At 64.2% G+C, this 25205-nt stretch carries 29 protein-coding genes and 3 pseudogenes; 4 read left to right on the top strand and 28 right to left on the bottom strand.

The window, feature by feature from the left end; genetic code table 11:
- Positions 1-141 precede the first annotated feature (141 nt).
- A pseudogene (locus I6N89_RS25360) lies at positions 142-288 on the top strand (LysR family transcriptional regulator); the annotation flags it as partial.
- A gap of 117 nt (positions 289-405) precedes the next feature.
- The gene (locus I6N89_RS00240; protein ID WP_236016384.1) at positions 406-1122 is read left to right on the top strand and encodes a LysR family substrate-binding domain-containing protein; all 717 of its coding nucleotides are present in this window, start codon (positions 406-408) and stop codon (positions 1120-1122) included.
- On the opposite strand, the gene I6N89_RS00235 is transcribed toward I6N89_RS00240, so the two are convergent.
- The 11 genes from I6N89_RS00235 to trbB all read right to left on the bottom strand — a co-directional run bounded on the left by I6N89_RS00235 (position 1055) and on the right by trbB (position 10764).
- Positions 1055-1294 carry a DUF2274 domain-containing protein gene (locus I6N89_RS00235; protein WP_093412383.1) on the bottom strand — a complete coding sequence of 80 codons (240 nt, stop codon included), beginning with the start codon at positions 1292-1294 and terminating at the stop codon, positions 1055-1057. The two genes, I6N89_RS00240 and I6N89_RS00235, sit on opposite strands and share 68 nt — an antisense overlap.
- 2 nt (positions 1295-1296) lie before the next feature.
- Complete coding sequence (locus tag I6N89_RS00230; protein WP_207016276.1) at positions 1297-2418, bottom strand: TrbI/VirB10 family protein; 1122 nt, start codon at positions 2416-2418, stop codon at positions 1297-1299.
- Positions 2415-3443, bottom strand: coding sequence for a P-type conjugative transfer protein TrbG (trbG, locus tag I6N89_RS00225; RefSeq protein WP_207016274.1), 1029 nt, complete (start codon positions 3441-3443; stop codon positions 2415-2417). The genes I6N89_RS00230 and trbG overlap by 4 nt, the downstream gene beginning before the upstream one ends.
- Positions 3440-4129, bottom strand: coding sequence for a conjugal transfer protein TrbF (gene trbF, locus I6N89_RS00220; protein WP_093412387.1), 690 nt, complete (start codon positions 4127-4129; stop codon positions 3440-3442). Before trbF ends, trbG begins: the two co-directional genes overlap by 4 nt.
- Positions 4126-5475 carry a P-type conjugative transfer protein TrbL gene (trbL, locus tag I6N89_RS00215; protein ID WP_207016272.1) on the bottom strand — a complete coding sequence of 450 codons (1350 nt, stop codon included), beginning with the start codon at positions 5473-5475 and terminating at the stop codon, positions 4126-4128. The genes trbF and trbL overlap by 4 nt, the downstream gene beginning before the upstream one ends.
- A gap of 3 nt (positions 5476-5478) precedes the next feature.
- Positions 5479-5766: a putative entry exclusion protein TrbK-alt gene (trbK-alt, locus tag I6N89_RS00210; protein ID WP_093412390.1), complete on the bottom strand. Its 288-nt coding sequence runs from the start codon at positions 5764-5766 to the stop codon at positions 5479-5481.
- Positions 5767-5783: 17 nt separating this feature from the next.
- Positions 5784-6566, bottom strand: coding sequence for a P-type conjugative transfer protein TrbJ (trbJ, locus tag I6N89_RS00205; RefSeq protein ID WP_207016270.1), 783 nt, complete (start codon positions 6564-6566; stop codon positions 5784-5786).
- Positions 6563-9073, bottom strand: a complete 2511-nt coding sequence (trbE, locus tag I6N89_RS00200; RefSeq protein ID WP_207016268.1) for a conjugal transfer protein TrbE — start codon at positions 9071-9073, stop codon at positions 6563-6565. The genes trbJ and trbE overlap by 4 nt, the downstream gene beginning before the upstream one ends.
- Positions 9074-9079: 6 nt before the next feature.
- The gene (locus I6N89_RS00195) at positions 9080-9373 is read right to left on the bottom strand and encodes a VirB3 family type IV secretion system protein (RefSeq protein ID WP_093412743.1); all 294 of its coding nucleotides are present in this window, start codon (positions 9371-9373) and stop codon (positions 9080-9082) included.
- 66 nt (positions 9374-9439) lie between these two features.
- The gene (locus tag I6N89_RS00190; protein WP_064790337.1) at positions 9440-9772 is read right to left on the bottom strand and encodes a TrbC/VirB2 family protein; all 333 of its coding nucleotides are present in this window, start codon (positions 9770-9772) and stop codon (positions 9440-9442) included.
- Positions 9769-10764, bottom strand: a complete 996-nt coding sequence (gene trbB, locus I6N89_RS00185; RefSeq protein ID WP_093412742.1) for a P-type conjugative transfer ATPase TrbB — start codon at positions 10762-10764, stop codon at positions 9769-9771. The genes I6N89_RS00190 and trbB overlap by 4 nt, the downstream gene beginning before the upstream one ends.
- A gap of 275 nt (positions 10765-11039) precedes the next feature.
- On the opposite strand from trbB, the pseudogene I6N89_RS00180 reads away from it, so the two are divergent.
- A pseudogene (locus I6N89_RS00180) lies at positions 11040-11176 on the top strand (transposase domain-containing protein); the annotation flags it as partial.
- Between the two features lie 158 nt (positions 11177-11334).
- Here the strand turns inward: I6N89_RS00180 and I6N89_RS00175 are convergent.
- From I6N89_RS00175 to I6N89_RS00100, 17 genes and pseudogenes are all read right to left on the bottom strand, one after another.
- A complete protein-coding gene (locus I6N89_RS00175; RefSeq protein ID WP_076623818.1) occupies positions 11335-12606 on the bottom strand; it encodes an MFS transporter in 1272 nt (423 codons plus the stop codon).
- A 219-nt stretch (positions 12607-12825) separates the two neighbouring features.
- Positions 12826-12936 (bottom strand): annotated as a pseudogene (locus I6N89_RS00170) (IS5/IS1182 family transposase); the annotation flags it as partial.
- A gap of 238 nt (positions 12937-13174) precedes the next feature.
- The gene (locus I6N89_RS00165) at positions 13175-13603 is read right to left on the bottom strand and encodes a CopG family transcriptional regulator (RefSeq protein ID WP_076623817.1); all 429 of its coding nucleotides are present in this window, start codon (positions 13601-13603) and stop codon (positions 13175-13177) included.
- Between the two features lie 2 nt (positions 13604-13605).
- A complete protein-coding gene (locus tag I6N89_RS00160; protein WP_207016266.1) occupies positions 13606-15591 on the bottom strand; it encodes a conjugal transfer protein TraG in 1986 nt (661 codons plus the stop codon).
- Between the two features lie 26 nt (positions 15592-15617).
- Positions 15618-17372 carry a relaxase/mobilization nuclease domain-containing protein gene (locus tag I6N89_RS00155; protein WP_207016264.1) on the bottom strand — a complete coding sequence of 585 codons (1755 nt, stop codon included), beginning with the start codon at positions 17370-17372 and terminating at the stop codon, positions 15618-15620.
- A 243-nt stretch (positions 17373-17615) separates the two neighbouring features.
- Positions 17616-18380, bottom strand: coding sequence for a lytic transglycosylase domain-containing protein (locus I6N89_RS00150; protein ID WP_207016263.1), 765 nt, complete (start codon positions 18378-18380; stop codon positions 17616-17618).
- Positions 18377-18718: a DUF736 domain-containing protein gene (locus I6N89_RS00145; RefSeq protein ID WP_093412514.1), complete on the bottom strand. Its 342-nt coding sequence runs from the start codon at positions 18716-18718 to the stop codon at positions 18377-18379. Before I6N89_RS00145 ends, I6N89_RS00150 begins: the two co-directional genes overlap by 4 nt.
- A 66-nt stretch (positions 18719-18784) precedes the next feature.
- Complete coding sequence (locus tag I6N89_RS00140) at positions 18785-19327, bottom strand: S26 family signal peptidase (RefSeq protein WP_207016261.1); 543 nt, start codon at positions 19325-19327, stop codon at positions 18785-18787.
- Positions 19324-19845: a DUF2840 domain-containing protein gene (locus I6N89_RS00135; RefSeq protein ID WP_093412517.1), complete on the bottom strand. Its 522-nt coding sequence runs from the start codon at positions 19843-19845 to the stop codon at positions 19324-19326. Before I6N89_RS00135 ends, I6N89_RS00140 begins: the two co-directional genes overlap by 4 nt.
- Positions 19845-21017 carry a replication initiator protein A gene (locus I6N89_RS00130; RefSeq protein ID WP_207016259.1) on the bottom strand — a complete coding sequence of 391 codons (1173 nt, stop codon included), beginning with the start codon at positions 21015-21017 and terminating at the stop codon, positions 19845-19847. The genes I6N89_RS00135 and I6N89_RS00130 overlap by 1 nt, the downstream gene beginning before the upstream one ends.
- Before the next feature lie 18 nt (positions 21018-21035).
- On the bottom strand, positions 21036-21317 hold the full coding sequence (locus tag I6N89_RS00125) for a helix-turn-helix transcriptional regulator (protein WP_009573772.1): 282 nt from the start codon (positions 21315-21317) through the stop codon (positions 21036-21038).
- Between the two features lie 137 nt (positions 21318-21454).
- Positions 21455-21793: a DUF2285 domain-containing protein gene (locus I6N89_RS00120; RefSeq protein WP_242662685.1), complete on the bottom strand. Its 339-nt coding sequence runs from the start codon at positions 21791-21793 to the stop codon at positions 21455-21457.
- 112 nt (positions 21794-21905) lie between these two features.
- Positions 21906-22229 carry a transcriptional regulator domain-containing protein gene (locus I6N89_RS25815; protein WP_419247611.1) on the bottom strand — a complete coding sequence of 108 codons (324 nt, stop codon included), beginning with the start codon at positions 22227-22229 and terminating at the stop codon, positions 21906-21908.
- A gap of 106 nt (positions 22230-22335) precedes the next feature.
- Entirely contained in the window at positions 22336-22605 is a 270-nt protein-coding gene (locus I6N89_RS00115; RefSeq protein ID WP_093412522.1) for a DNA -binding domain-containing protein, read from the bottom strand.
- Between the two features lie 99 nt (positions 22606-22704).
- Positions 22705-22953, bottom strand: a complete 249-nt coding sequence (locus tag I6N89_RS00110; RefSeq protein WP_021120486.1) for a helix-turn-helix domain-containing protein — start codon at positions 22951-22953, stop codon at positions 22705-22707.
- Between the two features lie 195 nt (positions 22954-23148).
- Positions 23149-23472: a DUF736 domain-containing protein gene (locus tag I6N89_RS00105; protein ID WP_093412523.1), complete on the bottom strand. Its 324-nt coding sequence runs from the start codon at positions 23470-23472 to the stop codon at positions 23149-23151.
- 556 nt (positions 23473-24028) lie between these two features.
- Positions 24029-24466, bottom strand: coding sequence for a hypothetical protein (locus I6N89_RS00100; protein WP_207016780.1), 438 nt, complete (start codon positions 24464-24466; stop codon positions 24029-24031).
- Positions 24467-24634: 168 nt separating this feature from the next.
- Between I6N89_RS00100 and I6N89_RS00095 the strand changes: the two genes are divergently transcribed.
- Positions 24635-25162, top strand: a complete 528-nt coding sequence (locus tag I6N89_RS00095; protein WP_093412526.1) for a 2'-5' RNA ligase family protein — start codon at positions 24635-24637, stop codon at positions 25160-25162.
- The last annotated feature ends 43 nt before the right edge of the window (positions 25163-25205 follow it).

Genomic DNA, 25205 nt, shown 5'->3' with positions numbered 1-25205 from the left:
GGGACTGGTCTTCCGCAAAAGTACTTCCTAGCAGTTCACATAGCTAAAATGGACGAACGATCTCGTAAAAAGCACGGCACCAGAACCCTGCACGATCGAGTGCGAGACCCACCTATGGGGGCATCGAGCGGATGACACACGATGAAAAGGAGAGCACGTGACATTGAGTTTCGGCACCTGCGGTGCTTCGTTAATGCAGCCGATCATGGCAGTTTCCGAAAGGCTGGAAGCACGATGGGTGTCCAGCAGTCATCAATCAGTCGATGCATCTGCGATCTCGAAGATCGCCTCGGGACATCCTTGTTCCACCGTCATCGAAGCGGTGTGACCCTAAACCGCGCCGGGCAACAATTTCTACCTCGCGCACGTCAGATAATTCGCGGGCTAGATGAGAGCTTGCACGCGATGGCGGCACTTGGCAGATCGGAAAACGGCCGTATAAGAGTCGGCATTTATTCATCGATTGCCTCGGGCTTTCTGGCCGAATTGCTGCGCTCCTTCGGGGAGCAGCACAACCATGTTCAGATCGAATTGATCGATGGAAACCCGGAAGAACACGTCGCTGCAATTCGCGGGCTCAAACTCGACGTCGCTTTCCTAACCGGAACCCGAACCTGGCAAGATTGCGACAGCGCATTGATGTGGTCGGAAGGTGTTTTCGTTGTCCTGCCTGAACGCCATGAGTTAGCCATCCGGACAGCAGTCGACTGGCGCGAGCTTAGCGGCGAGGCTTTCATGGTCAGCGAAACAGCGCCGGGCCAAGAGATCTATGACTATCTGGTGAGGAAGCTGGCAGAGCTCAGTTGGCACCCTGACATACATGTGCAGTCCGTAAGTCGAGATAACCTGCTGTCATTGGTTGCCATTGGGCGAGGTTTGACCGTGGTCAGCGAGGCAATGACAGTGACGACCCATCCGGGAGTGGTCTTTCGACCGATCAAGGGCGAGCGCCTTCCATTTTCTGCAATCTGGTCGCCGAATAACGACAACCCAGCGTTCAGGCGTCTTCTGAGCATGGCAAGGGCTAAGGCAGAGCTGGAAAATCGCGGGGTGATCAATGGGCATCCCTGTGGGATTGAGCAGCCCGTCTCGCCTTCGCGAACCCGCGATCCGTGGCCATGAATCGCTCCAGCATCGGCACGATCAGCCGGACAGGATCGGCGGCGGCCTGGCCGCTATCACGGGCGAGGATTTCGGCATAGGCGACAAGATCGCGATGAACGGACGCGGGCAATTCCACTGTCACCTTCACCGGCTTGTCATCGGGCAACGGCCCAAGCTTAAGTTTCGACATGATCAACCTCCTGCCGTTTCGAATACCAGATCGCGGGTGACGATGATCCTGACCGGGAACCCCGGACGGATGGTCAGCGTTGGCGCGACCTGCAACTGACGCTGGACGATCTGCTGACCGGCCTGGTTGATCGTGTCCACAGCGCCATCGCGGATCGCCTGGACCAGGCGGTCTTCGTCATTGGAGGCGAGGTCCGCGCCGATCGCGAGCAGGGTGGACAGACCCGCCGCGCGCATGAGATCCCACCAGTGGTAGTCCACGCCATCCTCGAGGCCGGCATAGCCGCTCGCATCCGCCCCCGGCAGACGTTCGAGAACAATGGATTGACCGCCGGGAAGGATCAGGCGGTTCCAGACCAGCAGCACGCGGCGTTGGCCGAACGTCACACCGTCATCGTATTGGCCGATGATGCGGGTTCCCTGCGGGATCAGGAGCAGCGATCCGGTGGGACTGTCATAGACATTCTCGGTGACCTGCGCGGTGATCTGCCCCGGGAGATCGGAACGAATGCCTGTGATGAGCGCGGCCGGAATCACCGCTCCCGCCTGAAGGATGTACGGCGAGGCTGGCGGCTGAATGCGATCGGATGCGACGGTCTGCCGCTCCACCGGACTGTTGAGGAAAGCCGTATGCCGACTCCCCTCAGGTTGCTCGGAGCTACCCAGGCCCGGAAGGTTCACGCCGGCCCCGGTCGTCGTTGCCCTGCCAGATGCCGTCTGGAAGAAGACACCGCTCACACGTGCGGTTTCCTCCTCTGCCCTGCGGCGCTCCGCGTCCGGATCGACGGTCGGCCCCGCTATCGGTGGAGGGTTGACGGGCACTCCCCGCTCCTGCGCATCGAGGATCGGTCGCCCGAGGTCACCTGGCAGTGCGGGTCCCAGAACCGGTCCGGTATAGTCGGACGGCAGCCCTTCCAGGCCGTCCGCTGCGGGTCGATTGTCGATGGAGTAGAGTTCTCCACCTCCCGACCCTACCTCACGGGTCTGGAGCGCATAGATCAGCGCACCCCCGATACCCAACAGCGCGACCGCTCCGACACCGGCCAGAACCTTGCGCGACAGCCTGGTCACGCGGGGCGGATCGGGACGCAGACGCATCGGAGCTGCAGGATCGGTGTCACTCATGACGCCCCTCCCCTTCGCGCATCCCCATCCGTCCGCGCATCCGCCTCGCGTTCCTCCATGCGCACGATCCGGACCACCTGCTGGCGGTCTCCTGCTCCCAGCCGGAGCTCGGCGGCACCGAAGAGGCGATCCACGATCAGAACGTTCCGGTGAATACGGCTGTTCACGATCTGCGGTTCTCCGTCGGCGCCGAGCACGAAGAGCGGTGGCATCTCGCCCTGGGCGATGCCAGCCGGGAAAACGACATAGACGCGGCGGCCATCGTCGAAGACGGAAACCGGGCGCCAGGGCGGACTCTCACCCCGGATCTGCAAGCCGTAACGATGATTGCGGGCCGACGGCGCCGGGATGGTCGGCGCGGTCGCCACAGCCTGTCGCCCACCACGGGGCGCAGCCGGATAAGCCCAGGCGACCGAGGGCATGTAGAGCGCCTCGTGTGCACGCAGCTCGATCGTGTACACCCGCCTGTCAGTGCTGATCACCAGATTGGTCGAGATGTCGTCCCGCGTCGGTTTGACGAGGATGTGGACACGGGCAGTGGATCCGGACCCGCTCTCTGTGTCGCCGATGATCCAGCGCGTGGTATCCCCTGCGGCGATCGGACCCGCGCCGGTCAGACGTTCGCCCGGCTCGAGTGCGATGTTGGTGATCTGACCCGGTGCGGCATAGACCTGATAGAGCGCGCCTTCCGACCAGGGATAGATCTGGATGGCATTGTAGTAGCCCTCGCGGCGCGGCTCGACCCGGGCGGCAGCATTGGCGTTTTCGATACGTCCGGTCGGTGTGCCTGCCACCGCTCCGCCATGCGCCACTGTCCAGACCGGCGGCGTGTGCAGGGGTCGAGGACGTTCCTCGGCAGCCGAGGCGGGCGGAGTGGGTAGCGGCCGCACGGACTCGTCGTAGCTGAATTCCGGCACCCGGTTGCTGGCACATCCCGCCAGCACGGATGCGGATAGCAGGAGGGCCACCAACGTCGGCGTCCTGACGCTCGAAGACCTGATTGCACGAACATGCGTTTCAGTCATTGGCTCATCTCCCGCGACCAGGAGATCGCATTGACATAGATTCCGAGGGGGTTGGCGCGCAGGCGCTCGGCGCTGCGCGGGGTCTGGATCACGACGGTCAGGATCGCGGTCCAGCGCTCGGTCGTGGAAAGCTGGCCGTTTTCGTAGTGGCGCTCGGTCCAGGCGACGCGGAACGATCCCGGCGAGGCCCGGATGACCGAGGACACCTCGACTGCGATCTGTTGGCGACCGACGCGGGTGAACGGGTCGTTGGCGCGGGCGAAGTCGTTGAGCGCAGCCGCGCCACGATCCGTGGTGAACTCATAGGCGCGCAGCCAGTTCTGCCGAACGATGATCGGATCGGCCGGAATGGAGCGGACCTGCTCGATGAAACGGCCGAGATGGAAGGCGATCTGCGGATCGGTCGGTTCGTAGTCGGCGGAGGCTGGCGCGACAGCCTGGGCCTCGCCGAGCGCGTCGACCTGAACGACCCAGGGCACGACGGTACCACGCGCAGATTGCCAGACCAGGGCGCCAGCAAAACCCGCCGTCAGGATCAGGCTGGCGAAGGCCATGTAGCGCCAGTTGCGGGCCTGGACGCGGGCGGAGCCGATACGCTCGTCCCAGACCTGCGCGGCCTTCTGGTAGGGCGTCTCTGGTTGAGGTGACTTGCCATAATGCGTGGCGGAACGCTTGAAGAGGTTCATGAGCGATCCCTTTCGGAGAGATTGACGGAGGAGCCCGAGCCGTGGCTGTCGCCCGACCGGACGGCATGGGCGGCAGCACGGACGCCATGGCCCACGGCCTGGCTATGGCGCATGCGCTTCGCCCAGGCTGGCGGGCCATCGGAGGCGGACGGGCTGGAAGAAGGCTCGGGCACCGCTCCGCCGACCGTGCCCATCGAGGTGGTTCCGCCCGTCGCCGCAACACCGCCCTTGACGCCCTCGGCGTAGCTGGACTGGATCCCGCCAGCCGCGCGAGAGGACGCCTTCTTGAGCGGTGATGCCGCGGCAGCGGCCCCGGCGCGCGCTACACCAGCCATCCCGCCGGCGAGACCTCCTCCGCCCATCGAGCCGAGCGTGTAGGCGCTCGAGGCAGCGCCCGCCGCGGTGGCGCCGCCGCGTGCGATGGCGGCACCTCCGGAGAGCGCAGATCCCGCCCCGCGTGCCGCCAGCATGGTCGCCCCTCCGGCCCCGATCGCCGCGCCACCAACGGCAAGGCCGGTACCAATGGCCGCCCCCGCGCTGAGTTGCGGCCCGCCGGACACCAGACCCGAGGCGATACCGGGGCCGAATATTCCGAGGCCCAGCAGAGACAGGGCAGCCAGAACAATCGCCATGGCATCATCGATGGTCGGGGTCACGCCGCCGAAGCCAGCGGTGAACTGGCCGAAGAGCGTCGATCCGATGCCGATGATCACGGCGAGGACGAGAACCTTGATGCCGGACGAGATGACGTTGCCCAGCACACGCTCGGCCATGAAAGCGGTCTTGCCGAAGAGGCCGAAGGGGATCAGCACGAAGCCCGCGAGGGTCGTGAGTTTGAACTCGATCAGGGTGACGAAGAGCTGAACCGCGAGGATGAAGAAGGCGAGGATCACCAGCGCCCAGGCGAAGAACAGGCAGAGAATCTGGACGAGGTTCTCGAAGACCGCGACCCAGCCCATCAGATCGGAGATGCTTTCGAGCAGCGGTCGTCCGGCCTCTAGCCCGGTCTGGGCCACGCGGCCAGGGCGCAGAAGGTCGGCAGCGGAAAACCCGGTGCCCGAGGCCATCAGACCGAGGCCCGCGAAGCTCTCGAAGACGATCCGGGCGAGGTTGTTCCAGTTGGAGATGATATAGGCGAAGACTCCGACAAAGAGCGTCTTCTTCACCAGCCGGGCGATGATGTCGTCATCGGCGCCCCAGGCCCAGAACAGCGCCGCCAGCGTCACGTCGATCACGATCAGCGTGGTGGCGATGAAGGCCACCTCACCCCCGAGCAGCCCAAACCCGCTGTCGATATAGCTGGAGAAGATGCCCAAGAAATTGTCGATGACGCCGGTTCCACCCATGGCTCACTGATCTCCCGGACGCTGCGGCGCTTCGGGTGCAGGCGTCCGACCGAGGAACCGGTCGCGGTTCTCTGCCCATGCGGCGAGGCAAACCTCATTGCTGGCGGCAGCCTCGCCGAACTGTTGGCACCTGCGTAGTGTCGCGCGGAGAGGATCGGCTGGCGGCTGGAGCGCGGGCGCGGTGCTGGCCGGCGCGGCCCCCTCCTCCCGCGTGACCTCGATCACTGTGGCGGTGATAGCGATCGCCACAAACACGATGGCCACGATCCGGGCCAGCACCTTCCCCTCCATCGTCTCCCCTCCCGGCCTCAGTTAAACATTTGCGCGTTGCCGGGCTGGTAGCCCGCGCCCGGCGTCAAGAAGCGCTCGCGCTGGATGCGGCCCTGTTCTGCAGCGGTGGCGCGCTCGGCCTCGGTCAGCGCGTTGGCGCGCCCGTTTGCCGAGATCACTGCGATCAGATCCGAGAGCTGCTGCGATTGCAGTGCGAGGAGCTGGTTGCCCGCCTGTGTGGCCTGCAGAGCACCGACCGCGTTCTGGCTCTGCCCCACAAGCGCGGACATCTCGGCGCGGTTGGCGTCGATATTGCCGACGACACCGGCCTGCACGCGCATAGCATCCTGCAGGCCACCGACGGTGTTCTCCCAACGGGACCGGGCCTCGGCGATCAGCTGCTGGTCGGTCGCCGTCAGGGAAAGGTTGCCATAGTCCTGCTGGAACATCTGGTCGATGCTCTGCACGTCGAAGGCGATGTTCTGCGCCTGGGCCAGGAGTTGCTGCGTGCGGCGGACATTCTGCTGGATCTGCTGGAGCGCGGAATACGGCAGGTTGGCGAGATTGCGCGCCTGGTTGATCAGCATCTGCGCTTCGTTCTGGAGCTGTGCGATCTGGTTGTTGATCTGCTCCAGAGCGCGCGCTGCCGTCAGGAGATTTTCCGCGTGGTTGGTCGGGTCGTAGACGATGAACGGACCGCCGCCGATGCCGAAGAGCGCGTGCGCCGGCGGCGCTACGATGGGCGACATGGCCATGGGCATGGCGAGCGCGAGGGCGAGCAGCGACGGGCCGGCGAACCGGGGCGTAATCTTGCGAGTCATGATGTGATCTCCTCTTCTTTCAGGACAGGTTCGGCGTCCTCAACAGCGATGCTGGCCGGAGAGGCCCCGTCCGCGTCGAGGGCGATATTGGTGAGCTCGGGGATCAAGTCGGCGGCCCAATCGAGGCCATGCGCCTTCAGCCAGGCGGTGAGGAAGCCGTCTTGACCGTGCCCGGCGCAGATTTCGGCAATCAGCGCCTGATCCGATTTGGACGACGCCGCGCAAAGGGCCAGTCCGACATCGCTGAGACCCAGCTCGAACAGCCGGTTGCCGCGCCGCGACTGACAGTAGTAGTCGCGCTTGGGCGTGGCTCGCGCGAGGATCTCGATCTGCCGGTCATTAAGGCCGAAGCGGCGATAGATCGCGGTGATTTGAGGCTCGATGGCCCGCTCGTTCGGCAGCAGGAGCCGCGTCGGGCAGCTTTCGATGATCGACGGCGCGATGGTACTGCCATCGATGTCGCTGAGGCTCTGCGTCGCGAAGATCACCGAGGCGTTCTTCTTCCTCAGCGTCTTCAGCCACTCGCGGAGCTGCTCCGCGAAGGCATCGTCATCGAGCGCAAGCCAGCCCTCGTCGATGATGAGCAGCGTGGGTCGTCCGTCGAGCCGGTCACCGATCCGGTGGAACAGGTAAGAGAGGACGGCGGGCGCCGCGCCGGTTCCCACCAGCCCCTCGATCTCGAAGGCCTGCACATCCGCCGAACCCAGCTGTTCGGTCTCGGCATCGAGCAGCCGGCCATAGGGTCCACCCACGCAGTATGCGCGGAGCGCCTGCTTCAGGTCGTTGGACTGCAGCAGGACCGCGAGGCCGGTTATGGTCCGCTCGCCCACAGGGGCCGAGGCCAGCGAGGTCAGTGCCGTCCAGATATGTTCCTTCACATCCGGGGTGATCTGGATGTTCTCGCGCGTCAGGATGGCAGCGATCCAGTCGGCCGCCCAGGCACGTTCCGACGTCTCGTGAATACGGGCCAGCGGTTGCAGCGAGACGGAGCTCTCGTCCGCCTCGGTCAGCTCTCCGCCGAGGTCATGCCAGTCGCCGCCCATGGCGAGCGAGGCGGCACGGATCGAGCCACCGAAGTCGAAGGCGAAGACCTGGCTGCGCGAGTACCGCCGGAACTGAAGCGCCATCAGCGCCAGCAACACGGATTTGCCCGCGCCGGTCGGACCGACAACGAGCGTGTGTCCGACATCGCCGACATGGAGAGAAAACCGGAACGGGGTGGAGCCTTCGGTCCTGGCGTAGAGCAACGGAGCGTCGCCGAAATACTCGTCCTGCGCCTCGCCCGCCCAGACCGCCGAGAGCGGGATCATATGGGCGAGATTCAATGTGCTGATCGGTGGCTGCCGGACATTGGCATAGGCGTGTCCGGGCAAGCTGCCGAGCCAGGCATCGACGGCGTTGACCGTCTCGACCATGACGCTGAAATCGCGGGACTGGACGATCTTCTCGACCAGCCGCAGCTTCTCGTCGGCGCGGCGAACGTCCTCGTCCCAGACCGTGATCGTCGCAGTGACATAGGCCATGCCGGCCACATCCGCACCCAGTTCCTGCAAGGCCATGTCCGCATCGACCGCCTTGTTCGCGGCATCGGTGTCGACCAGCGCGGATTGCTCGTTGGTCATCACCTCCTTGAGGATCGCGGCGATGCTCTTGCGTTTGGCAAACCACTGACGGCGTATCCGGGTCAGCAGCTTTGTCGCATCCAGCTTGTCCATGAGGATGGCCCGGGTCGACCAGCGATAGGGAAAGGCCAGCCGGTTCAGCTCGTCGAGCAGGCCCGGGGTCGTGGCGCCGGGAAAGCCGGTGATCGTCAGGACGCGGAGATGCTGATTGCCCAGGCGCGGCTCCAGGCCGCCGGCCAGCGGCTGGTCGGGCAAGAGCGCGTCGAGATAGACCGGCACCTCGGGCACGCGCACGCGGTGCCGGTTGGTCGAAATCGTCGAATGCAGGTAGGTCAGCGTAGCCGCGTCATCGAGCCAGTGGCAGTCCGGCATGAAGCCGTCGAGCAGCGCCAGCACGCGATCGGTGCGGTCGATGAAACCGCGCACCTGTTCCCAGGGGTTCACACCTGAGGTCTCGCGGCCCTCGTAGAGCCAGGACTCCGAACGCGCCGCGTCCTCGGCAGGCGGAAGCCAGAGGAGCGTCAGGAAATAGCCGGATACGAAATGGCTCCCCTCCTCCTCAAATTCGGCCTTGCGCTCGGCATCGACCAGCGCCGATGCCGCATCCGGAAAGATGCTCACCGGATAGGTCGCGGCCTCAGAGCGCTGTGCTTCCACGAAGATCGCCCACCCGGAACCGAGGCGGCGGAAGGCGTTGTTCAGCCGTCCGGCGACCGCGACCAGTTCGGCCGCGACGGCGCTGTCCAGATCGGGCCCCCGAAACTTCGCCGTTCTCTGGAACGAGCCGTCCTTGTTGAGGACCACGCCCTCCTCGACCAGCGCCACCCAGGGCAGGTAGTCGGCGAGGCGCGAGGCGATGCGACAGTATTCTGCGAGATTCATCATGGGAGTTCACACCGAGAGAAATGCCGGGATGCGCAAATGGCGGCGCGCGACCTCGACGAAGAACGGATCGCGCCTGGCCGCCCAGCCGGCGGCGATGTGGCCAACTGCCCAGATCAGGATCCCGACCAGCCAGAGCTGAAGTCCGAGGCCGACCGCGCCGGCCAGCGTGCCATTCAGAATGGCGACCGAGCGTGGTGCGCCGCCGAGCAGGATCGGCTCGGTCAGCGCGCGGTGAACCGGCACGCTGAACCCCGGCACCGCGTCGAGGGCCTCGAAACTTTGCCATTCGCTACCGCTCATGGCGTTCCTCCCTCGAAACGCTCCCCCGGAGCCTTTCGTGTCCCTGCGGGCCAACGGTCGTCACCATCAAATCAGCGCCCCGCCGCCGAAGCTGAAGAACGACAGGAAGAAGGATGAGGCCGCGAAGGCGATGGAGATGCCGAAGACGATCTGGATCAGCCGCCGGAACCCGCCGCCGGTATCGCCGAAGGCCAGTGTCAGACCGGTGACGATGATGATGATCACCGCCACGATCTTGGCCACCGGCCCCTCGACGGAGTCGAGGATGGATTGCAGCGGCGCTTCCCAGGGCATGGAGGACCCGGAGGCATGAGCGACCGGGGCGATGAACAGGCTGACATAGGTGGCGGTGGCCGCGGTGGCGATGTGCTGGCGGATGCGCAGGGCGTGACGGATCATTCGGGATCTCCTTGTTCGTGAGTGGTGGGTTCTGAAATGACAGGTGAAATCCGGTAGTCGCCGTCCGGCCCCAGGCCCTCGACACAGGCGAGTTCGGCCAGACGCCGTGCGGAACCCCGGCCGGCCAGGACGGCTACGAGATCGATGGTCTCCGCGATCATGGCGCGGGGCACGGTAACGACAGCTTCCTGGATGAGCTGCTCGAGACGGCGCAGCGCGCCGATCCCGGAACCGGCATGGATGGTACCGATCCCACCCGGATGTCCGGTGCCCCAGGCTTTGAGCAGGTCCAGCGCTTCGGCGCCACGCACCTCACCGATCGGAATACGATCGGGGCGCAGACGCAGCGAGGAGCGCACCAGATCGGACAGGTTTGCCACTCCGTCCTTGGTGCGCATCGCCACGAGGTTCGGCGCGGCGCATTGCAGCTCTCGGGTGTCTTCGATGATCACGACCCGATCGGAGGTCTTGGCCACCTCGGCGAGCAGCGCATTGGTCAGCGTGGTCTTGCCTGTCGATGTACCCCCCGCCACCAGGATATTGGCACGGGTCGCGACCGCTTGCCGCAACGCCTCGGCCTGCATCAAGGTCATGATCCCGGCGGCGACGTAATCCTCGAGGCTGAACACGGCGACAGCAGGCTTGCGGATGGCGAAAGCCGGAGCGGCGACCACGGGCGGAAGCAGCCCCTCGAAACGCTCACCGGTTTCCGGCAGTTCTGCGGAAACGCGAGGGGACAGGTTATGAACTTCGACGCCGACATGGTGCGCGACCAGTCGTACGATGCGCTCACCGTCGGCTGCGCTGAGCGTCTTGCCGCTGTCGGCCAGCCCCTCGGAAAGTCGGTCGATCCAGAGCCGCCCATCGGGGTTGAGCATCACCTCGACGGTCATGGGATCGTCCAGAAACCCGGCGATCGCCGGCCCGAGCGCGGTGCGCAGCATCCGCGCGCCTCTCCGGATCACTTCTGGTCTCTGATCGGTCTTCGCCATGCCGGCCCCGTTCCCTCACGGGCGCCTCCAACAGGCCGCCCTGGATCGGGGTCGATTAAGAAAGCCGTAGATGCCTATGGCTCAACAGGTTTCTGAGGGGCGAAGTAGCGTGGCGTGTAAAGACAGGAAAACGGCGGACTGATCCACAGATCCACTCCAGGAGGAAGGTGCCGAGACGACGCAAGGCGTTTCGGGAGAGTTGCATGCGGGCAAGGGAGAGACCGAACAGCACCTCAGCCTGATGCGGCGGATCCGGAAATGGATGACGTTCTACAACCGCGAAGATGAACGATGCCGATCCACAGGCCTGGCTCGGCGATGCCCTTGCCCGGCTGCCAGGCACGACAGCTTCTCGGGTGCCGGATCTGCTGCCTTGGATTGGAAGGCGTCTGAACTTCGGCGGGCGGTCTAAACCGCAGTCCACGCCGGCTTGCAATTACCCGTAAGTTTCCGTGGTTTTTGTGATGTGCGCTCCTTCAAGCAGGTCGGCGAGGATACTCGCATCGCAACGTCCCCGCCGGACACTTGCGGGCAGCTGCAAGCTAAATCGATCGGTTGCACCAGATGTTACTACTCTCGCGAAGATGTGTGTCGATTCAACTCGACCCCAACGTGACTGGTTGCAGCGGACGGCATGGCCACGAAGCCTTCTTTCTCGGCTTTCGGCACCGCCGCCTCGACTCGGATGCGCCAACAGACGAATATGGCAAAGATCGCTTGCACCGTCGCGGAGCCAATGAACAACGCGTCGGCACCGAAGAGATCCATCAAACTACCGGCAAGGATAGGACCGAAAGTCGATCCCGCGCCGTAGCTGATCAGCAGCCCGCTCGCAGCCGCAAGTAGTTTCGTCTGAGACACCCGGTCATTCACATGGGCGATGCAGATCGAGTACATGGTAATGCTGGTCGCGCCATAGAGCACCGCACAAAGAAAAAGGATGTTGTGCGCCTCGGCCACGAAAACTCCGATGGCGCTAGTTGCTGCGACTGACGTTCCACCTGCCAAGACGATCCGTCTGTCCATTAGGTCAGATAACCAACCGATAGGCCACTGACCGATTGCCGCTCCGATCATCACGGCGGCCATGAACGCGGCAATTTCCTCAGTGGACATGTCGATCATCTGTCCGAATGTCGGCCCCATGCCCCAGAAGGCGCTGCCCCAAATGCCGATCAGGAATGTACCAATCAGACCGATGGGTGAGATGGCGAACAATTCGCGTGCTGATAATCGGTCAGCGCCGATGCCGTTGGACACGCCGGTGCGTGATAGAGTCACTGGAACCAGCGATAGCGAAACAAGAATGGAAATGACGCAAAACAGAACGAACCCGCCTGGATCGGCGAGCGACAGCATCGGTTGGCTGGCAGCCCAAGCCGCGAGTGTGATCGTGCCGTAGATCGCCAGGACCCGACCGCGCCAGCGCGACTCCGTGCCGGCGTTCAGCCAGCTTTCGACAACGAGGATCATGCCCGCGAAACAAAAACCGTTGATGATCCGTAGAATGAGCCACCAGATGACGCTGATTTCGAGCGCATAGGCCAGTGCAACCGCCGAGGTCACAGAGGCAAGCGCCGCGAAGGTGCGGATGTGACCAACGGTCTCGATCAAGTGTACCGACCAGAACGACCCAACTATAAAGCCCAGAAAATATGCGGACATAACGAGGCCAATGCTGCCCGCGCTCATCCCTTCGAGACCTCCGCGCACCCCAAGAAGTGTACCCTGCAGCCCGTGGCCAAGGAAAAGCACGGTCACCGCGACCAGCAGTGGCGCAACCTGATAGATCGTCGTTCTGAAGGCGACGGGACCCGCCGCTGCAGTAGGCTGATGGCGCATAAAACTTCCGAAACCCTATAGCCGTTCTCGAACTCAGCGTTGATATGGCATCCCGTTTTCAGCGTGCAATCCCTTGAATTCGCTCTACTGCTTTTCGAATTCTCTTTGGGAAGGGAGTCTTCGTCTCACTAGAAGAAAGGAGGTCTTCGATGCGGGCTACACAAAGAATCTGTTGCACAAATCGGCTGATGGTCAGAGCCCCCCTTTCCCCGGACAGACTTATCCCACGGCTTCAGTAATGGGTATGCCGAGCGCGGTGTAGCCGTTCATAACCGTGATGCGAATCTGAGCTTCTGCGACCTCTCGGTCGAAGTCCTGTTTTGCAACGCGGACGGGTTGCCGACCTTGGCACCTCTTTTGGCCGAAGTAACGCCTGACCCTCACGACACCAAGCTCGATCTGAGCAGCGAGGTGGCTGAGGCAGTGACCCTTGGCCGGTCATGGGAAGCTGCGCCACGGCGGGTTACGATAGGGCGGACGTAGGAAAGGGCCGTTCGAACCAATGAGAGTGAGTGCGCCTACCCCCGATTGCGGCGCCAGCACTCTACGCCCCGTCATCGCACCCTTTTCACGATCTGCCCCCATCCACATCTTCCGACACCTCCTGCCGCAGCTTCGGCCCCTGCGCCAAGCGACGACCGAGAGCCGAGACAAACGCCTCGTATCGCTCCCCTGCTTTTGCCCGTGCCGCCTTGGCTGCCGGTTCCGGCAGAGCGGGTGTTGTCGCAAGCCAGAAACGGATGAACACCGCCAGGCTTTCGACGGAGATCCCGACATCGCGTTCCAGCCGGGTAATGCGCCTGTCGATCTGATCCAGGCGCCTGGCCAGAACCGCCTCGCGGCGCTCCGCGTCATCCGGGGAGAGGAAGGATGCGATCGCGGCCTCGGCCACCATCGATTGGGATCGGTCGCGCCGGGCGGCAAACTCCGCCAGCATCTGCATGACCTCGGGATCGAGGTAGACCGAGATCTTCGTCTTCTTGCGACTGGTAGTCATGATCAAAGCTCCATGCCGTCATCGGGATTGAGGGAGACCTGCCGCGCGACACCGCGCATCTGCTGCATGATGCGTCGATTGCGAATGGCGCCATCCTCTTCATCCTCGGGTGGGTCGAATTCAAACTCGTTCTCGAGAGGCGTCTGCCTGTCGACCGGCTGAGGCTGCGCCAACTCCGGCTGAAGACGGCGCTCCGACACTGTCGGATCCTCACTCTCAGGTCCCGTCTCGGAGACTGGCTCGAGCTCGTCGTTCTGCTTTGGGACTGCCAGACAGCTCCAGTCATCCTTCCCGGACGCGCCGACATCCACCAGGTCGGGTGGCGGCAAGACCCGCTCGGTGAACCGCGCATCTTCGTAATACCGTGCTTTCGTCGCCCGGATCGGCGGTGTGCCGGCCACCATCACGATCTCATCGGATGGCGGAAGCTGCATTATTTCTCCGGGCGTGAGCAAGGCCCGCGCAGTTTCCGATCGGGACACCATGAGATGGCTGAGCCAGGGCGCCAGACGGTGACCGGCATAGTTCTTCATCGCCTTCATCTCGGTAGCGGTGCCGAGAGCGTCGGACACCCGCTTGGCCGTGCGCTCATCATTGGTCGCGAAGCTCACCCGGACGTGGCAATTGTCGAGGATCGAATTATTCGGGCCGTAAGCCTTCTCGATCTGGTTCAGCGACTGGGCGATAAGGAAGCTCTTCAGCCCGTAGCCCGCCATGAAGGCCAGCGCGCTCTCGAAGAAGTCGAGCCGGCCAAGAGCTGGGAACTCATCGAGCATCAGAAGCAGCCGATGCCGGTCATCCTTGCCCTGCAGGTCTTCGGTCAGGCGTCGGCCGACCTGGTTGAGGATCAGGCGGATGAGCGGCTTGGTGCGATTGATGTCAGATGGCGGCACCACGAGATACAGCGTGACAGGTCGCGCTCCCCCGACAATGTCGCCGATCCGCCAGTCGCAGCGGCGCGTGACCTGGCCGACGACAGGGTCGCGATAGAGGCCAAGGAAAGACATCGCCGTCGACAGCACACCCGAGCGTTCATTCTCGGATTTGTTGAGCAATTCGCGGGCGGCACTGGCGACCACGGGATGCGGCCCCGCCCCGCCCAGATGTGACGTCCGCATCATCGCGCGGAGTGTGGCCTCCACGGGACGCCGCGGGTCGGACAGGAAGTTAGCGACACCGGCCAGCGTCTTGTCCTTCTCGGCATAGAGGACGTGCAGGATCGCCCCGACGAGCAGGCTGTGGCTGGTCTTCTCCCAGTGATTCCGCCGCTCCAGGCTCCCCTCGGGGTCGACGAGGACGTCGGCGATGTTCTGGACATCGCGAACCTCCCACTCCCCCCGGCGCACTTCCAGCAGGGGGTTGTAGGCCGAAGAGTTCGGATTGGTCGGATCGAAGAGCAAGACCCGACCGTGCCGGGCGCGGAACCCGGCGGTCAACTGCCAGTTCTCGCCCTTGATGTCATGAACGATGGCCGAGCCGGGCCAGGTGAGAAGAGAGGGTACGACGAGCCCTACCCCTTTGCCGGATCGCGTCGGCGCGAAGCAGAGCACATGCTCCGGCCCATCGTGGCGCAGATATTCCCGCTCATAGCGACCGAGGACCACGCCATCCGGGTCAAACAAACCGGCCGCCTTCACCTCGCCCCTCTCAGCCCATCGGGCTGATCCATAGGTCGCAACGTTGCGGGCCTCGCGGGCACGCCAGACCGACATGGCGATGGCCACACCGATCGCGATGAAGCCCCCAGAGGCAGCGATGATCCCGCCTGTTGCGAAGACCGGCGGCGCGTAAGCCTCGTAGAAGTACCACCACCAGAAGATAGCGGGAGGATAGTAGACGGGCGTCCCGAACAGCACGAACCAGGGCGGGCCCAGCTGTGCCTGATAGCCAAGGCTTGCAGCCACGTATTGCGTCGCTCCCCAGGTGGTGGCCAGAATGATGAGGAAGACGATGGAGATCTGCCCCCAAAGAATCTTGGTCGCGGACATGACTGTCGCTCCTTTCCTGTGTTTGATCAGAGGCCGAGGCCGCGCTTGCGACCGAAGTCCCAATCGACCCCGCCGTCCCCGCGCGCGACGCCGGTGACATCCCGGCCGAGATGCTTCTCGAGGGAGGGGGACCAGGGCACGAGTTGGAAGCCGAGAGCGCCGTCGGCACCGTAGCCTTCAATCATCGCAAATCGCCCCGAGGCCAGCGCGAGACGCTGGCGATAGAGGCCGCTGACGTAGTCACCCAGATCCGCCTTGTTGAATGGCAACCCGGTTTCCGCCGAGAGCTGCGTGCCAACCGCCCGCAACTCCCGGTCGCGCAAGGTTCCGAGCAGGCGCCGGGCCAAGACCACCCTGCCGCCCTGCCGCTCGGCGAGCCCCTCCGAGATCAGATGATCGGCCCGGGCTTCCAGGGCCTCCCGGACCTCGGCACCGAAGCCCCGGTCCGACAAAGCGAGCGGGTCGCGCGCGATGGCCTGCCGGTCGAGCCAGGTGGCCCCCGACGCGGAGACCTGCGCGGCAAGGTCCAGGTCGGACCGCACCGCCAGTGCGACGCGTCGCTGGCCGCGTGCATCGTCGTAGGAGCGGAGCTCCACGATCGAGCCGGCGGCGCTGTCGCCGGCGGCGTCGAGATGGGGCAGACGGATGTGGTGGCTCCGGCCATCGACGCCATCGACGACGGCATAGGCTGTCCCCTTCAGTTCGTCGTCCAGACCGCGCTGGACCAGACGACCGATGACGGGAACATCGAGGCTCTCCGCGGCAAGGACGTAACTCGAGGACCCGCGCTCGATCCCCCGATCCATCAGAGCGCGATGCATCCGCTTGATTGTGTCGCCACGCTCCCCCATCTCCCGCAGGACTGCCTCTGCATCATCCCTGATGTGCCATTGCGACTGTCCGATCTGGTCGGCGACACCGAGCATTTCCAGCCGGCGCAGACGCCCGACCTTCAGTGTGTGAAGCGCGTCCGGCTGGCGATCCGCATCCGGCGCCATGTCGAGGATGCGCGAACGCCCCGCATCCCGCAGCAACTGACGATCGAGCTGCGTCCAGCGCTCGGCCCCGATCTGACGTTCAAGCGTCCGGCGGATGTCGAGATCACTGCGCGGGCCCAGTTCCTGGGTGACGAGATCCCGTGCCCTGTCCCGCATCCCCTCCTTGATGTAGTCCCGCGAGATCACGAGATCCTGGCCGTCGTCGCGCACACCCCGAACGATCAGGTGAACGTGCGGATGCGCGGTGTTCCAGTGATCGACGCCGACCCAGTCAAGAGGTGTGCCGAGATCCTGCTCCATCCGTCCGACGAGATCGCGGGTGAAGGATTGCAGGTCGGACATGTCCGGCGCGTCGTCGGGCGAGACGATGAATCGGAAATGATGACGGTCATCGCGACACCGTTCGGCAAAGGCCCGGCCATCGCCATCCTCCGTTCCCGGCCCGAAGAGCCTGGCCTTCTCCCCGTCCCGGGTCACGCCATCCCGGCGCAGGTAATCGAGGTGGGCTCCGAGAGGCGCGTGCGTCCCGCTGTGCCGCACCACACGCGCCTTAATCACCGCGCCGCGCGTGCGGGCGGTGATGAGGCGATTGGCCTGAATGCTGGCACGCTGACCGCGCCCGAAGCGGGACCGATTGCCCGGGGTGACGCGCCCTGCCCGCGAGACGCCACCACCGGCCCTTTTCGCCGCGGCCAGGGCCTGTGCGACAAAGGGACGGGCCTGCTGCGCCCGTGTCGAACGGATACGTCCCGGACGGATGCGGAACTCACGATCATCGGGCATGAGAAATCCCCGCGCAGTGCGAAACATCTATAAATATCAGAGCGTTAGGCGGATAGCGCACGGTGCGAACACGCATCACACGGTGCGAAACGCGGCAAAAACAAGAACAAAAACAACCGCCCAACCGCCGCGCACCGTGCGCCCTTTTATCCTGCCATCCTTCGGTCGTGGTGCCTCTCGCCACCCCTCGCGCCCTCCAAGACACGCCAGAGCACGATAGAATGCGAAGTGTCGTCGCGCGGGTCATGGCTGGACCTCACCAGTCTCCCGCTGGACAAAGAGGCTCTCAGGCTGCGGGGTGATGCCCGCCTGCGGCACCGCCGGGACGGGTAAAGGAGCGCCGCCGACCGTCCGGTGAGGCGACACAAAACCGATCGCAGACGCGCCGTCGTCGCGGCTGATGAAGATCGCCGCTTCTCGCCAATCGAGCGGCCGGGCTGCAGCAACAGTGCCGCCCGGCGGCCGCTCGCCAAGCAAAATGGGCGCAAGCGCAGCGACATAGGCACGTGTCTCGGGAGGCAGCGGACGATCCGCCAGTCGGTATTCGTCGTAGCGGGCGGGACCGGCGTTATAGGCCGCCAGCATCGCCGCGACATCGCCATAGCGATCCCACATCTCGCGCAGATAGGCCGTCCCCGCGAGGATGTTGTCATGCGGCTCGAAAGGGTCTTGGCCAAGACCATGACGGATGCGCAGCCCGGCCCAGGTGTCGGGCATGACCTGCATCAGCCCCATCGCGCCAGCAGAAGAAACCGCGCGAAGATCGCCCGCGCTCTCTACCCGCATCACGGCCATGATCCATGTCGTCGGAATGCCGAAGCGCTGCGATGCCTCGGTGACCTGGGCGGCGTAGGGATGCGCGGCGCTTGCGTGTTCGGGGACATCGGTTTGCGCCAGAAGCGGCTGGGTGGCGGTGACCGGGAGGAAGAGGCCGGAAAGAAGAAGTAGGAGAATGCGGCGGCGGGCGCCGCATCTCCCAACAGCGGCACGGGTGCAGGACATTGTCATTGTCCGTCCCGCTCGTCGCGCGTCTTCGGGCGGGTCCAGTGCAGGCCCCACGCCCTGCCCTCCTCATCCGACTGGAACAGGCGGGCGCGGATCGGATGCCGGAAAACCGGATCATCGAGCAGGACCGAAACGAAAGCCCCTGCGGTTTCGCCAGTGTGTTTCCAGCCCGCGCCAACCTCCGGGCCCTCCTCGTCACCGAGATGGATGCGATAGGCGGGAGCTTTCTCTGAATCGACATTGTCTGTGGGAACGAAGGTCAGTTCCAGGTCGAGAGAGAGCGTACGCAGTTGTCCGGCATAGCCAGACGAGGTGCGGGTGAATTGGCCGATCTGTGGCATTGGAGGCTCCTTCCTCATGCGGTAAATGGGAGGCAGGCCGCTCGCACGTCCCGCCATGGACGCGCGTCACCGCTCCGGCGCGTGCCAGACGAGGCGGCCATCGCCACCCTCGTCGGTGAACAGTGGACTGGCCCGGCCGATCACTGCCGAGGTGGGGAACGGACCGAAGTAGCGGCCATCGAAGCTGTCAGCGACCGCCGGGTTCATCAGAAAGACCTCGCCCTCCGCGATGGAACGACAGCCCTGCCAGACGGGAAGATCGCGGCCCTGGCTGTCGCGCTCTCGCGCCTCCCCCAGGTGTCTGCCATCGACGGTGATCGCGGCGCCCTCACGACAGACCCGTTGTCCCGGCAGCCCGATGACGTGCTTCAGGATCGGCACATCGCGACCGACATAGCCGCGCGCGACCATGAAACCTGCAAAGGGTTCGGGCGGCATGACCACGACCAGATCTGGCACCGCGAGCCGGTCCACCGGCGCAATGGTGTAGAGACCAATCGGCACGCTGGCCGAGGCGTTCCAGACCAGCCGTGGCGCAGTCGGAATGCTGCCGGCGATGACGGCGGCGAGCGCCGAAACCGTCACCATGATGTAGCGGGCACGGGTCATTTTCCGATCTCCCGACGCCGGAGCCATGCGGCATGGCGTTCCGCCGTATAGGGTCGCGGCGCTTCGCCCGCCTTCATCCAGTGCCCGACATGACGCCAGTGATCGGGATCGACGTCGGCAGGATCGATGCCGAGACCCTCGATGGCATCGACATGGCGGAGGACCTTCTCGACCTTGGGCCAGCCTTCGATCTTCAACAAAATCTCGCCACCGGGGCGTACGAAGGGCAGCGTCTGACAGGCGCTCCCAGGCGCGATCGCGCGAACAATGTCGATGCGCGAGACAACGGTGCCATAGTCATTCGCGGCCCAGCGGACGAAGGCGAAGACAGAACCCGGCATGAAAAAGACCACACGTCGGCTGCGGTCCAGGACCTGCTCCCCTGCCCCGTTGCCGAACCGGATCCAGAACTCGGTCTGCTTCTCCAGCCAGATCAATTCGACGCGGGTCATACCGTCGAAGCTGAGCGACGAAGCCTCAATCGCGGATGATTTGCCGGGTCTCAGAATGACACTCATCACCGACCTCCCGGAGGATCGAGTGGAAGGCGTGCCAAGACGGGGTGACTGACAGAGTCGGATGCGGGGCTGTCCGGGAGCGATCCGGCAGCGCCAGGCATGCTCGGTGCGTCCGGTTTCTCAGCCTTTCGAAGGCCCCCGGCTGCGCTGCGGACGATGTTCTCCACATCATCTGCGCGCTCTTCAAAGTTAGAGTCTTCGTTAGATTCTAAGTTAAGGGAGCGATTTCCGCTTTTTCTTCCGTACGTTACACGCTGTTTGGGTTCCTGATAGCACGAGACCCCGGTTCCTGATGGCACGATAGTCCGGGTTCCCGATAGCACGAGCGCATTCACAGGTTTTCCACAACCCGGCGCGGGCTCGAAGGCCAGCAGCTTGCGGCCACCAACTTCAGTCTCGAGATAGAGCGTGTAGCCCGGCAGCGGCTGCCGCCGGATGATGTCGCGAAGCTCGAAGGCGAAGCGCTTGAAGGGGGACAGCGCCCCGGATTTCTGGTGAAGATGATGAAAATCGAAACGCCAACCGTCCCGTTGCCTGCCACCATGCTTGCGCACCAGGCGATAGAGCCAACGGTCGAGCCCGCCAGTCAGGTCGAAATACGCCCGATCAATGGTGAGGACGAGTGCATTGTCGAGCACGGCCCGGTAGAACCAGTCGGGCACGATCAGCTCGATGCCGTCCGGGCGCCCCTCCCTGTCGCTGCGCTCCTGCCATTCGTTGATCCAGGAGAAGCGATGGCGATGCCCTTCCGCCGGCTGCCGGATCGAGGTGGAGATCGTCGTCGACTGCAGACGATCCAGCGCCGCCTTCAGGCGCTGATAGTCCCGCGCACTGGTTCCGCGACCAACATAGGTGAGGATCTCATATGGGGTGGCCCCCATCAGCCGGGAGGTGCGCAGCCCCGCGTCACGCGCCTCGACGATCTGGCTCGCCGCCCAGATCAGGATGTCGGCATCCCAGATCGTGGCCATACCGTGATCGGGAACCGCTTCGACCCGTATGCTGACGCTGCCAGCGGCAAAGTCGATCGGCGCAACGCGCTTCGACTTGGCGAGGGAGAAAAAGGGATAGGCCATGAGGTCTTGCGCATCTCTTGGGGCGAAATCCCCGGGCAGCGCGCGGAACAGATCGAGCTGTCCACGCTCGGAACGGGGTCTGCGTCCATCGGTCATGAAGGTGTCGCCCCCAGGTCAGCGCACGAAGCGGCCGGGCTGCGGGAGGTTCGGGAGCGTGTGGCGCTTCGCTGGCAGCACCTGCCCGCGCGGGTCGGAAGTCGAGGTGACAGCGCCGCGTCCGACCCAGGCCTGCAGGTCCTCGATCGCATAGACCACGCGTCCGCCCAGCTTATGGTAGGCGGGACCGGTGCCATAGGTCCGGTGCTTCTCCAGCGTCCGAGCCGACAGGCTCAGGAACTGGGCGGCTTCCTTGGTGCGCAGATAGCGCGGGGGAAGTTCGGTTGAGATAGCGGACATCGGGCGTCTCCCTGCTGTGTGTGACCAGTGCCGCGAAACAGCGGCTGATGACGGTCACGATGGCGAAGCGCGTCCGGTCAGATGCAGTGGGGAGTTGGCAGGGGTAAATCCGCACACCGCGGCGCGGGATCGCCGACCTAGAGGCGGCGCTGGTGACGAAGGAGCTTGCGATAGCCGCCAGCGATCAGGTCACGCCCCTCGCGAAGGAGGCTGGAGACGGCAAAGCGGGCCGAGGAGACCTGCCATTCATCGCGATCCAGGTGACCGGTACGGAACAAGACCTCGGCGATCTGCTTCTGGGTCGCGCCGTCGAAGGCGGCGTCGGAGGCCTGGAGGACACGCCGCAGGCGCGCTTTCTGCTGCGCGGTCAGGCGGGTGTCGCGGGGGATTGAACGACGTCGATGCTGGTCCGCCAGGAACCGCTGGATTGCTTCGATGCGGTCGAGCCCCTCGAGGCCGAGAGGAACGGTGGCCACAAGCCGACCACGGTCTTTCAGGGGAGCGACGAGATGCAGGTATGTCCCGTCCGGCAGCCTATGGCGCAGGTGCTTGCCAATGGGGGACGCTCTGCCCGTCGGGGCAGCTATCTCAACGCCGGGGGCGCCAGTCTCTCCAGCGAGTGCCTCGGGGGCGACCGTCAAGACCACGGCGCTGGTATCGATCTCGGGGCGCCAGAATATCTCTGCGACAGTCGCGGGCAGGCCGGGCCGGATCGGGAAAGCACAGACCCCATCGACGGCCGACCTGATCCCTCAGGTCAGCCCTCTCAGGTGGTCCCCCTGCAAGTTCTGCATAGTCATGTTGATACTCAGGATTACGGCGCAGGCATTCCCAGCCGAGTTCCGGCGCGGCCAGATCATTGAGATAGTCGTAGGCGGCCTGGTCACGCCAATTCGAGCGATCAGGTTGCATGGCATCGCCTCTCCCCTGGGTTGATCTCAGGAAAGGATTCCGGGAGATCAATCACTTGGGAAGTCCGCCCCAAGGCATCAGGTGATGCGCGGGACGCATCACCTTCTCAGTTGTTTTGCCCCGCCGCCAATTGCCGATACCCCACCGAACTCAGCCAGCGCGCGCGTCTAAGATGGGCGTCGTGGACCAGGCGCGCCCGCTCCGGCTCTTTCTGCGTATCGAGCCCCAGGATGATCTGCGCGGCCTCCTGCCAGCTCGCGCCTTCGCCTGCAGCATCGAGCAAACGCATATACTGCGTCATGTGACGACGGTCATACTCCGTCACCACGTCCCCCTGCGGCGGCACATCCTGCAAGCTGCTGATCGTCACGCGCATCCCCACTGCGGCTTCTGTACAATCCTAGCACAGAAGGTTGACGTTTTCGTGAGCACGGCAATAGCGCAATTCCGTTCACCACAAAACCTGCCGGAATAGTCAGCTCTTAGCGACAGCCTTCGCCTGCACATGCATCACTCCAATCCCTTGGTCGGAGTTCAGGAGCAGAATGCCATTCGCTTCAAAAGCCCGTCGAACCTGATCGCGCGTGGTCTCGTAGACCTCGAGCCCGCTTTCGGACTCAAGGCGCTTGAGCGCGGTCAAAGATACCCGGGCCTCATCCGCAAGCTGCTCCTGTGTCCAACCAAGAAGCGCACGCGCGGCCCGCGATTGTCGGGCGGTGATCATGCAGATCACCTCCCATCCGGCCCGGCGCGCATGCCAGAACTACGACTATTATAGTCGCCCTCAGGAGAATCTCTACCGGGATTCTTCTGCGTTTATATCGTGTTTTCGTCTTGGCACCGCCGAACCGGGGAACTGATTCGGTTGCCCGGTTCGGCGGGCGGGCCCCGGCCTTTCGGCCGGGGCCTCACGGCGCCGCTACTCGCTGCGGCGACCGTTGGGGCGGGACCAGATCAGCGCGTAGCTCTCGCCGTCTTCGTCGTCGAAGAGATTGGCGTAGATCGGGGCGGTGAAGCTTGGATCGTCGAGCTTGAGGCCCAGATAGCCGCGGCCCTCGGCCGAGCGCTTGGACCAGGCGGCGCCGATCTCGGCGCGACCGACCAGGACCCGGTGGCTGGGGGCGTTCTCGCCGGTGGCGCGGGTGTCGGGGACGATGCGCACGCCCTTGGCCTGAACGCTGAGGGTGACGATTTCGCCGGTGAATTCGTTGCCGGTCTTCTTGAAGGTGCCGATGGTAGCCATTTTAAGTCTCCGTTTTCCGTTTCCAGGTCCGCACCATTGCGGCCCGATGGCGATCGACAGGCCGGAGACGACCGGCGGCGCACCCCCGGCCTGCCGGGAGCCGGACAGCACAGGCAGAACTTTCTTGTTTCGCGCGGAATGGGCGCAGCCCAGGGGAAGAAAGTTATGGCGGCGCTGTTGCGCCAAGCCGGTCGAGGCACAGCCGGTCTTCGGCCAGATCAGGCCATTGAAAGGGCCGTATGGAGCGGACATGGGACGGGCAAGGAACGGAGACGATGGCAACCGCGGATGCTCATCAGCCTGACCGGCCTTTCACCGGCGGATTGGCTCGCCCGCGACAGGCATTGCGCGTCGTTCTCCAAGCGCCCCGCCCGATGTGCCGCCCGCGATCGCAGGTGCAGTCTGCCGCTTGAACGGTCCGCCCCCTCCACCGCACGGCCACGGGCCGCGACGCGGGTCTCATGCCGATCCGCACACCGCTCCATACAGGCCTCCTGACGATCGGGATGGCATTCCAGCGCTGATCCGGTCCCGCCTCATCGGATCGTTGGCAGTGTCAGGCGCCGACGGCCGATCCGTCCGAAGAGTCGGCGGCCATGCCGGCAATGCGGAGGAAGGCGGAAACGCCAACGGCGCCAGCGCCGATGACGGCGAAGATCATCTGCCATGTCTCCGAGGGCATCATGGTCCTGGCGATCCCTAGGGTGGCGTGAAAACCGGCAACCATCGCCGGCACCACGAAGATCAGGGTGATGGCAAAGCGCGCCCAGAGCGGCCGGACGAGTATGATCAGCGCCTGGCCGATGGCGAGCGTCAAGCCGGCGGCGAAGCCGCCGACGAGGATTGCACCGGGCCAGCCCGCGCCGGTGTCATAGGCGCAGATGCCGGTGTGAAGTCCGACGAAGAGCGGCAGGGCGAAGACGGCAAGGTTGAACAGCAACCAGCACATGGCTGCGATGGCGGCAATAGATGCAAGGATTCCAAGAACGAACATGGTGGTGTCTCCCGTTTGACGTGGAACGGTCGCGCCTGCCACCACCACCATGGCGCAACCTGAAAGTTAGCAGAATTCTTGTCTTTGGGCGAGACACAAGGTGACCCGCCCCCCTGAGGGAACCAGCCGATCGTTGACCCATGTTGCAGATTTCCCGACTGTGTCGTGATGATTTACGTCCTGGCATATCCACAGTTTGAGCCGAGTGTCGCCGAGCGCATTCGTCGGTTTCGGACCGAGAACGAGCCGGCCAGAGCCGAGCTCGTTCCACCACATGTAACTCTCGTGTTCGGGCTGACGAACATTCGCCCTCATGAGTTCCTGGAACGCTGCGAGGCGGTGGCCAACAGGTCATCGCAGTTTGAGGTGTCTTTCGTCTCAGAGGCGATTACACACGATCCCTTTGAAAAGACCTATAAACTGCTACTCGTCAGCTCGACCGGAAGTTCCCAGTTGGCGGCACTGCATGAGCAGCTCTACGAAGGCGCTCAGAGGGCGGAGCGAAAAGACGATATTCCCTACCGTCCACACATGACGGTCGCGACGAACCCTGATCGAACGAATATCGAGCGTTTAGGGACGTCTTCCCTTGGAGGCTTCCCGCTCTTGGGAACCATCCGCGCCCTGGAGGTGGTTAAGCTTGAAAACGGTGGGCTACACCACCTCCGCACCATCCCGTTCAGAAGGTCGGGCTAGGGTCCGAAGGCGGCTTGCGGAAGCGCGACAGGCGGTCATGCGT

The organism is Salipiger abyssi (genome assembly GCF_017311415.1).
In the GTDB taxonomy this organism is placed as follows: domain Bacteria; phylum Pseudomonadota; class Alphaproteobacteria; order Rhodobacterales; family Rhodobacteraceae; genus Salipiger; species Salipiger abyssi_A.
This window is presented reverse-complemented; position numbering and strand designations above follow the sequence as displayed.

What these genes read in the sequence shown, in the direction of transcription:
- I6N89_RS00240 (WP_236016384.1), top strand. Translation starts at nt 406, where the DNA reads ATGGCGGCACTTGGCAGATCGGAAAACGGCCGTATAAGAGTCGGCATT.
- I6N89_RS00235 (WP_093412383.1), bottom strand. Translation starts at nt 1,294, where the DNA reads ATGTCGAAACTTAAGCTTGGGCCGTTGCCCGATGACAAGCCGGTGAAG.
- I6N89_RS00230 (WP_207016276.1), bottom strand. Translation starts at nt 2,418, where the DNA reads ATGAGTGACACCGATCCTGCAGCTCCGATGCGTCTGCGTCCCGATCCG.
- trbG (WP_207016274.1), bottom strand. Translation starts at nt 3,443, where the DNA reads ATGACTGAAACGCATGTTCGTGCAATCAGGTCTTCGAGCGTCAGGACG.
- trbF (WP_093412387.1), bottom strand. Translation starts at nt 4,129, where the DNA reads ATGAACCTCTTCAAGCGTTCCGCCACGCATTATGGCAAGTCACCTCAA.
- trbL (WP_207016272.1), bottom strand. Translation starts at nt 5,475, where the DNA reads ATGGGTGGAACCGGCGTCATCGACAATTTCTTGGGCATCTTCTCCAGC.
- trbK-alt (WP_093412390.1), bottom strand. Translation starts at nt 5,766, where the DNA reads ATGGAGGGGAAGGTGCTGGCCCGGATCGTGGCCATCGTGTTTGTGGCG.
- trbJ (WP_207016270.1), bottom strand. Translation starts at nt 6,566, where the DNA reads ATGACTCGCAAGATTACGCCCCGGTTCGCCGGCCCGTCGCTGCTCGCC.
- trbE (WP_207016268.1), bottom strand. Translation starts at nt 9,073, where the DNA reads ATGATGAATCTCGCAGAATACTGTCGCATCGCCTCGCGCCTCGCCGAC.
- I6N89_RS00195 (WP_093412743.1), bottom strand. Translation starts at nt 9,373, where the DNA reads ATGAGCGGTAGCGAATGGCAAAGTTTCGAGGCCCTCGACGCGGTGCCG.
- I6N89_RS00190 (WP_064790337.1), bottom strand. Translation starts at nt 9,772, where the DNA reads ATGATCCGTCACGCCCTGCGCATCCGCCAGCACATCGCCACCGCGGCC.
- trbB (WP_093412742.1), bottom strand. Translation starts at nt 10,764, where the DNA reads ATGGCGAAGACCGATCAGAGACCAGAAGTGATCCGGAGAGGCGCGCGG.
- I6N89_RS00175 (WP_076623818.1), bottom strand. Translation starts at nt 12,606, where the DNA reads ATGCGCCATCAGCCTACTGCAGCGGCGGGTCCCGTCGCCTTCAGAACG.
- I6N89_RS00165 (WP_076623817.1), bottom strand. Translation starts at nt 13,603, where the DNA reads ATGACTACCAGTCGCAAGAAGACGAAGATCTCGGTCTACCTCGATCCC.
- I6N89_RS00160 (WP_207016266.1), bottom strand. Translation starts at nt 15,591, where the DNA reads ATGTCCGCGACCAAGATTCTTTGGGGGCAGATCTCCATCGTCTTCCTC.
- I6N89_RS00155 (WP_207016264.1), bottom strand. Translation starts at nt 17,372, where the DNA reads ATGCCCGATGATCGTGAGTTCCGCATCCGTCCGGGACGTATCCGTTCG.
- I6N89_RS00150 (WP_207016263.1), bottom strand. Translation starts at nt 18,380, where the DNA reads ATGACAATGTCCTGCACCCGTGCCGCTGTTGGGAGATGCGGCGCCCGC.
- I6N89_RS00145 (WP_093412514.1), bottom strand. Translation starts at nt 18,718, where the DNA reads ATGCCACAGATCGGCCAATTCACCCGCACCTCGTCTGGCTATGCCGGA.
- I6N89_RS00140 (WP_207016261.1), bottom strand. Translation starts at nt 19,327, where the DNA reads ATGACCCGTGCCCGCTACATCATGGTGACGGTTTCGGCGCTCGCCGCC.
- I6N89_RS00135 (WP_093412517.1), bottom strand. Translation starts at nt 19,845, where the DNA reads ATGAGTGTCATTCTGAGACCCGGCAAATCATCCGCGATTGAGGCTTCG.
- I6N89_RS00130 (WP_207016259.1), bottom strand. Translation starts at nt 21,017, where the DNA reads ATGACCGATGGACGCAGACCCCGTTCCGAGCGTGGACAGCTCGATCTG.
- I6N89_RS00125 (WP_009573772.1), bottom strand. Translation starts at nt 21,317, where the DNA reads ATGTCCGCTATCTCAACCGAACTTCCCCCGCGCTATCTGCGCACCAAG.
- I6N89_RS25815 (WP_419247611.1), bottom strand. Translation starts at nt 22,229, where the DNA reads ATGCAACCTGATCGCTCGAATTGGCGTGACCAGGCCGCCTACGACTAT.
- I6N89_RS00115 (WP_093412522.1), bottom strand. Translation starts at nt 22,605, where the DNA reads ATGCGCGTGACGATCAGCAGCTTGCAGGATGTGCCGCCGCAGGGGGAC.
- I6N89_RS00110 (WP_021120486.1), bottom strand. Translation starts at nt 22,953, where the DNA reads ATGATCACCGCCCGACAATCGCGGGCCGCGCGTGCGCTTCTTGGTTGG.
- I6N89_RS00105 (WP_093412523.1), bottom strand. Translation starts at nt 23,472, where the DNA reads ATGGCTACCATCGGCACCTTCAAGAAGACCGGCAACGAATTCACCGGC.
- I6N89_RS00100 (WP_207016780.1), bottom strand. Translation starts at nt 24,466, where the DNA reads ATGTTCGTTCTTGGAATCCTTGCATCTATTGCCGCCATCGCAGCCATG.
- I6N89_RS00095 (WP_093412526.1), top strand. Translation starts at nt 24,635, where the DNA reads ATGATTTACGTCCTGGCATATCCACAGTTTGAGCCGAGTGTCGCCGAG.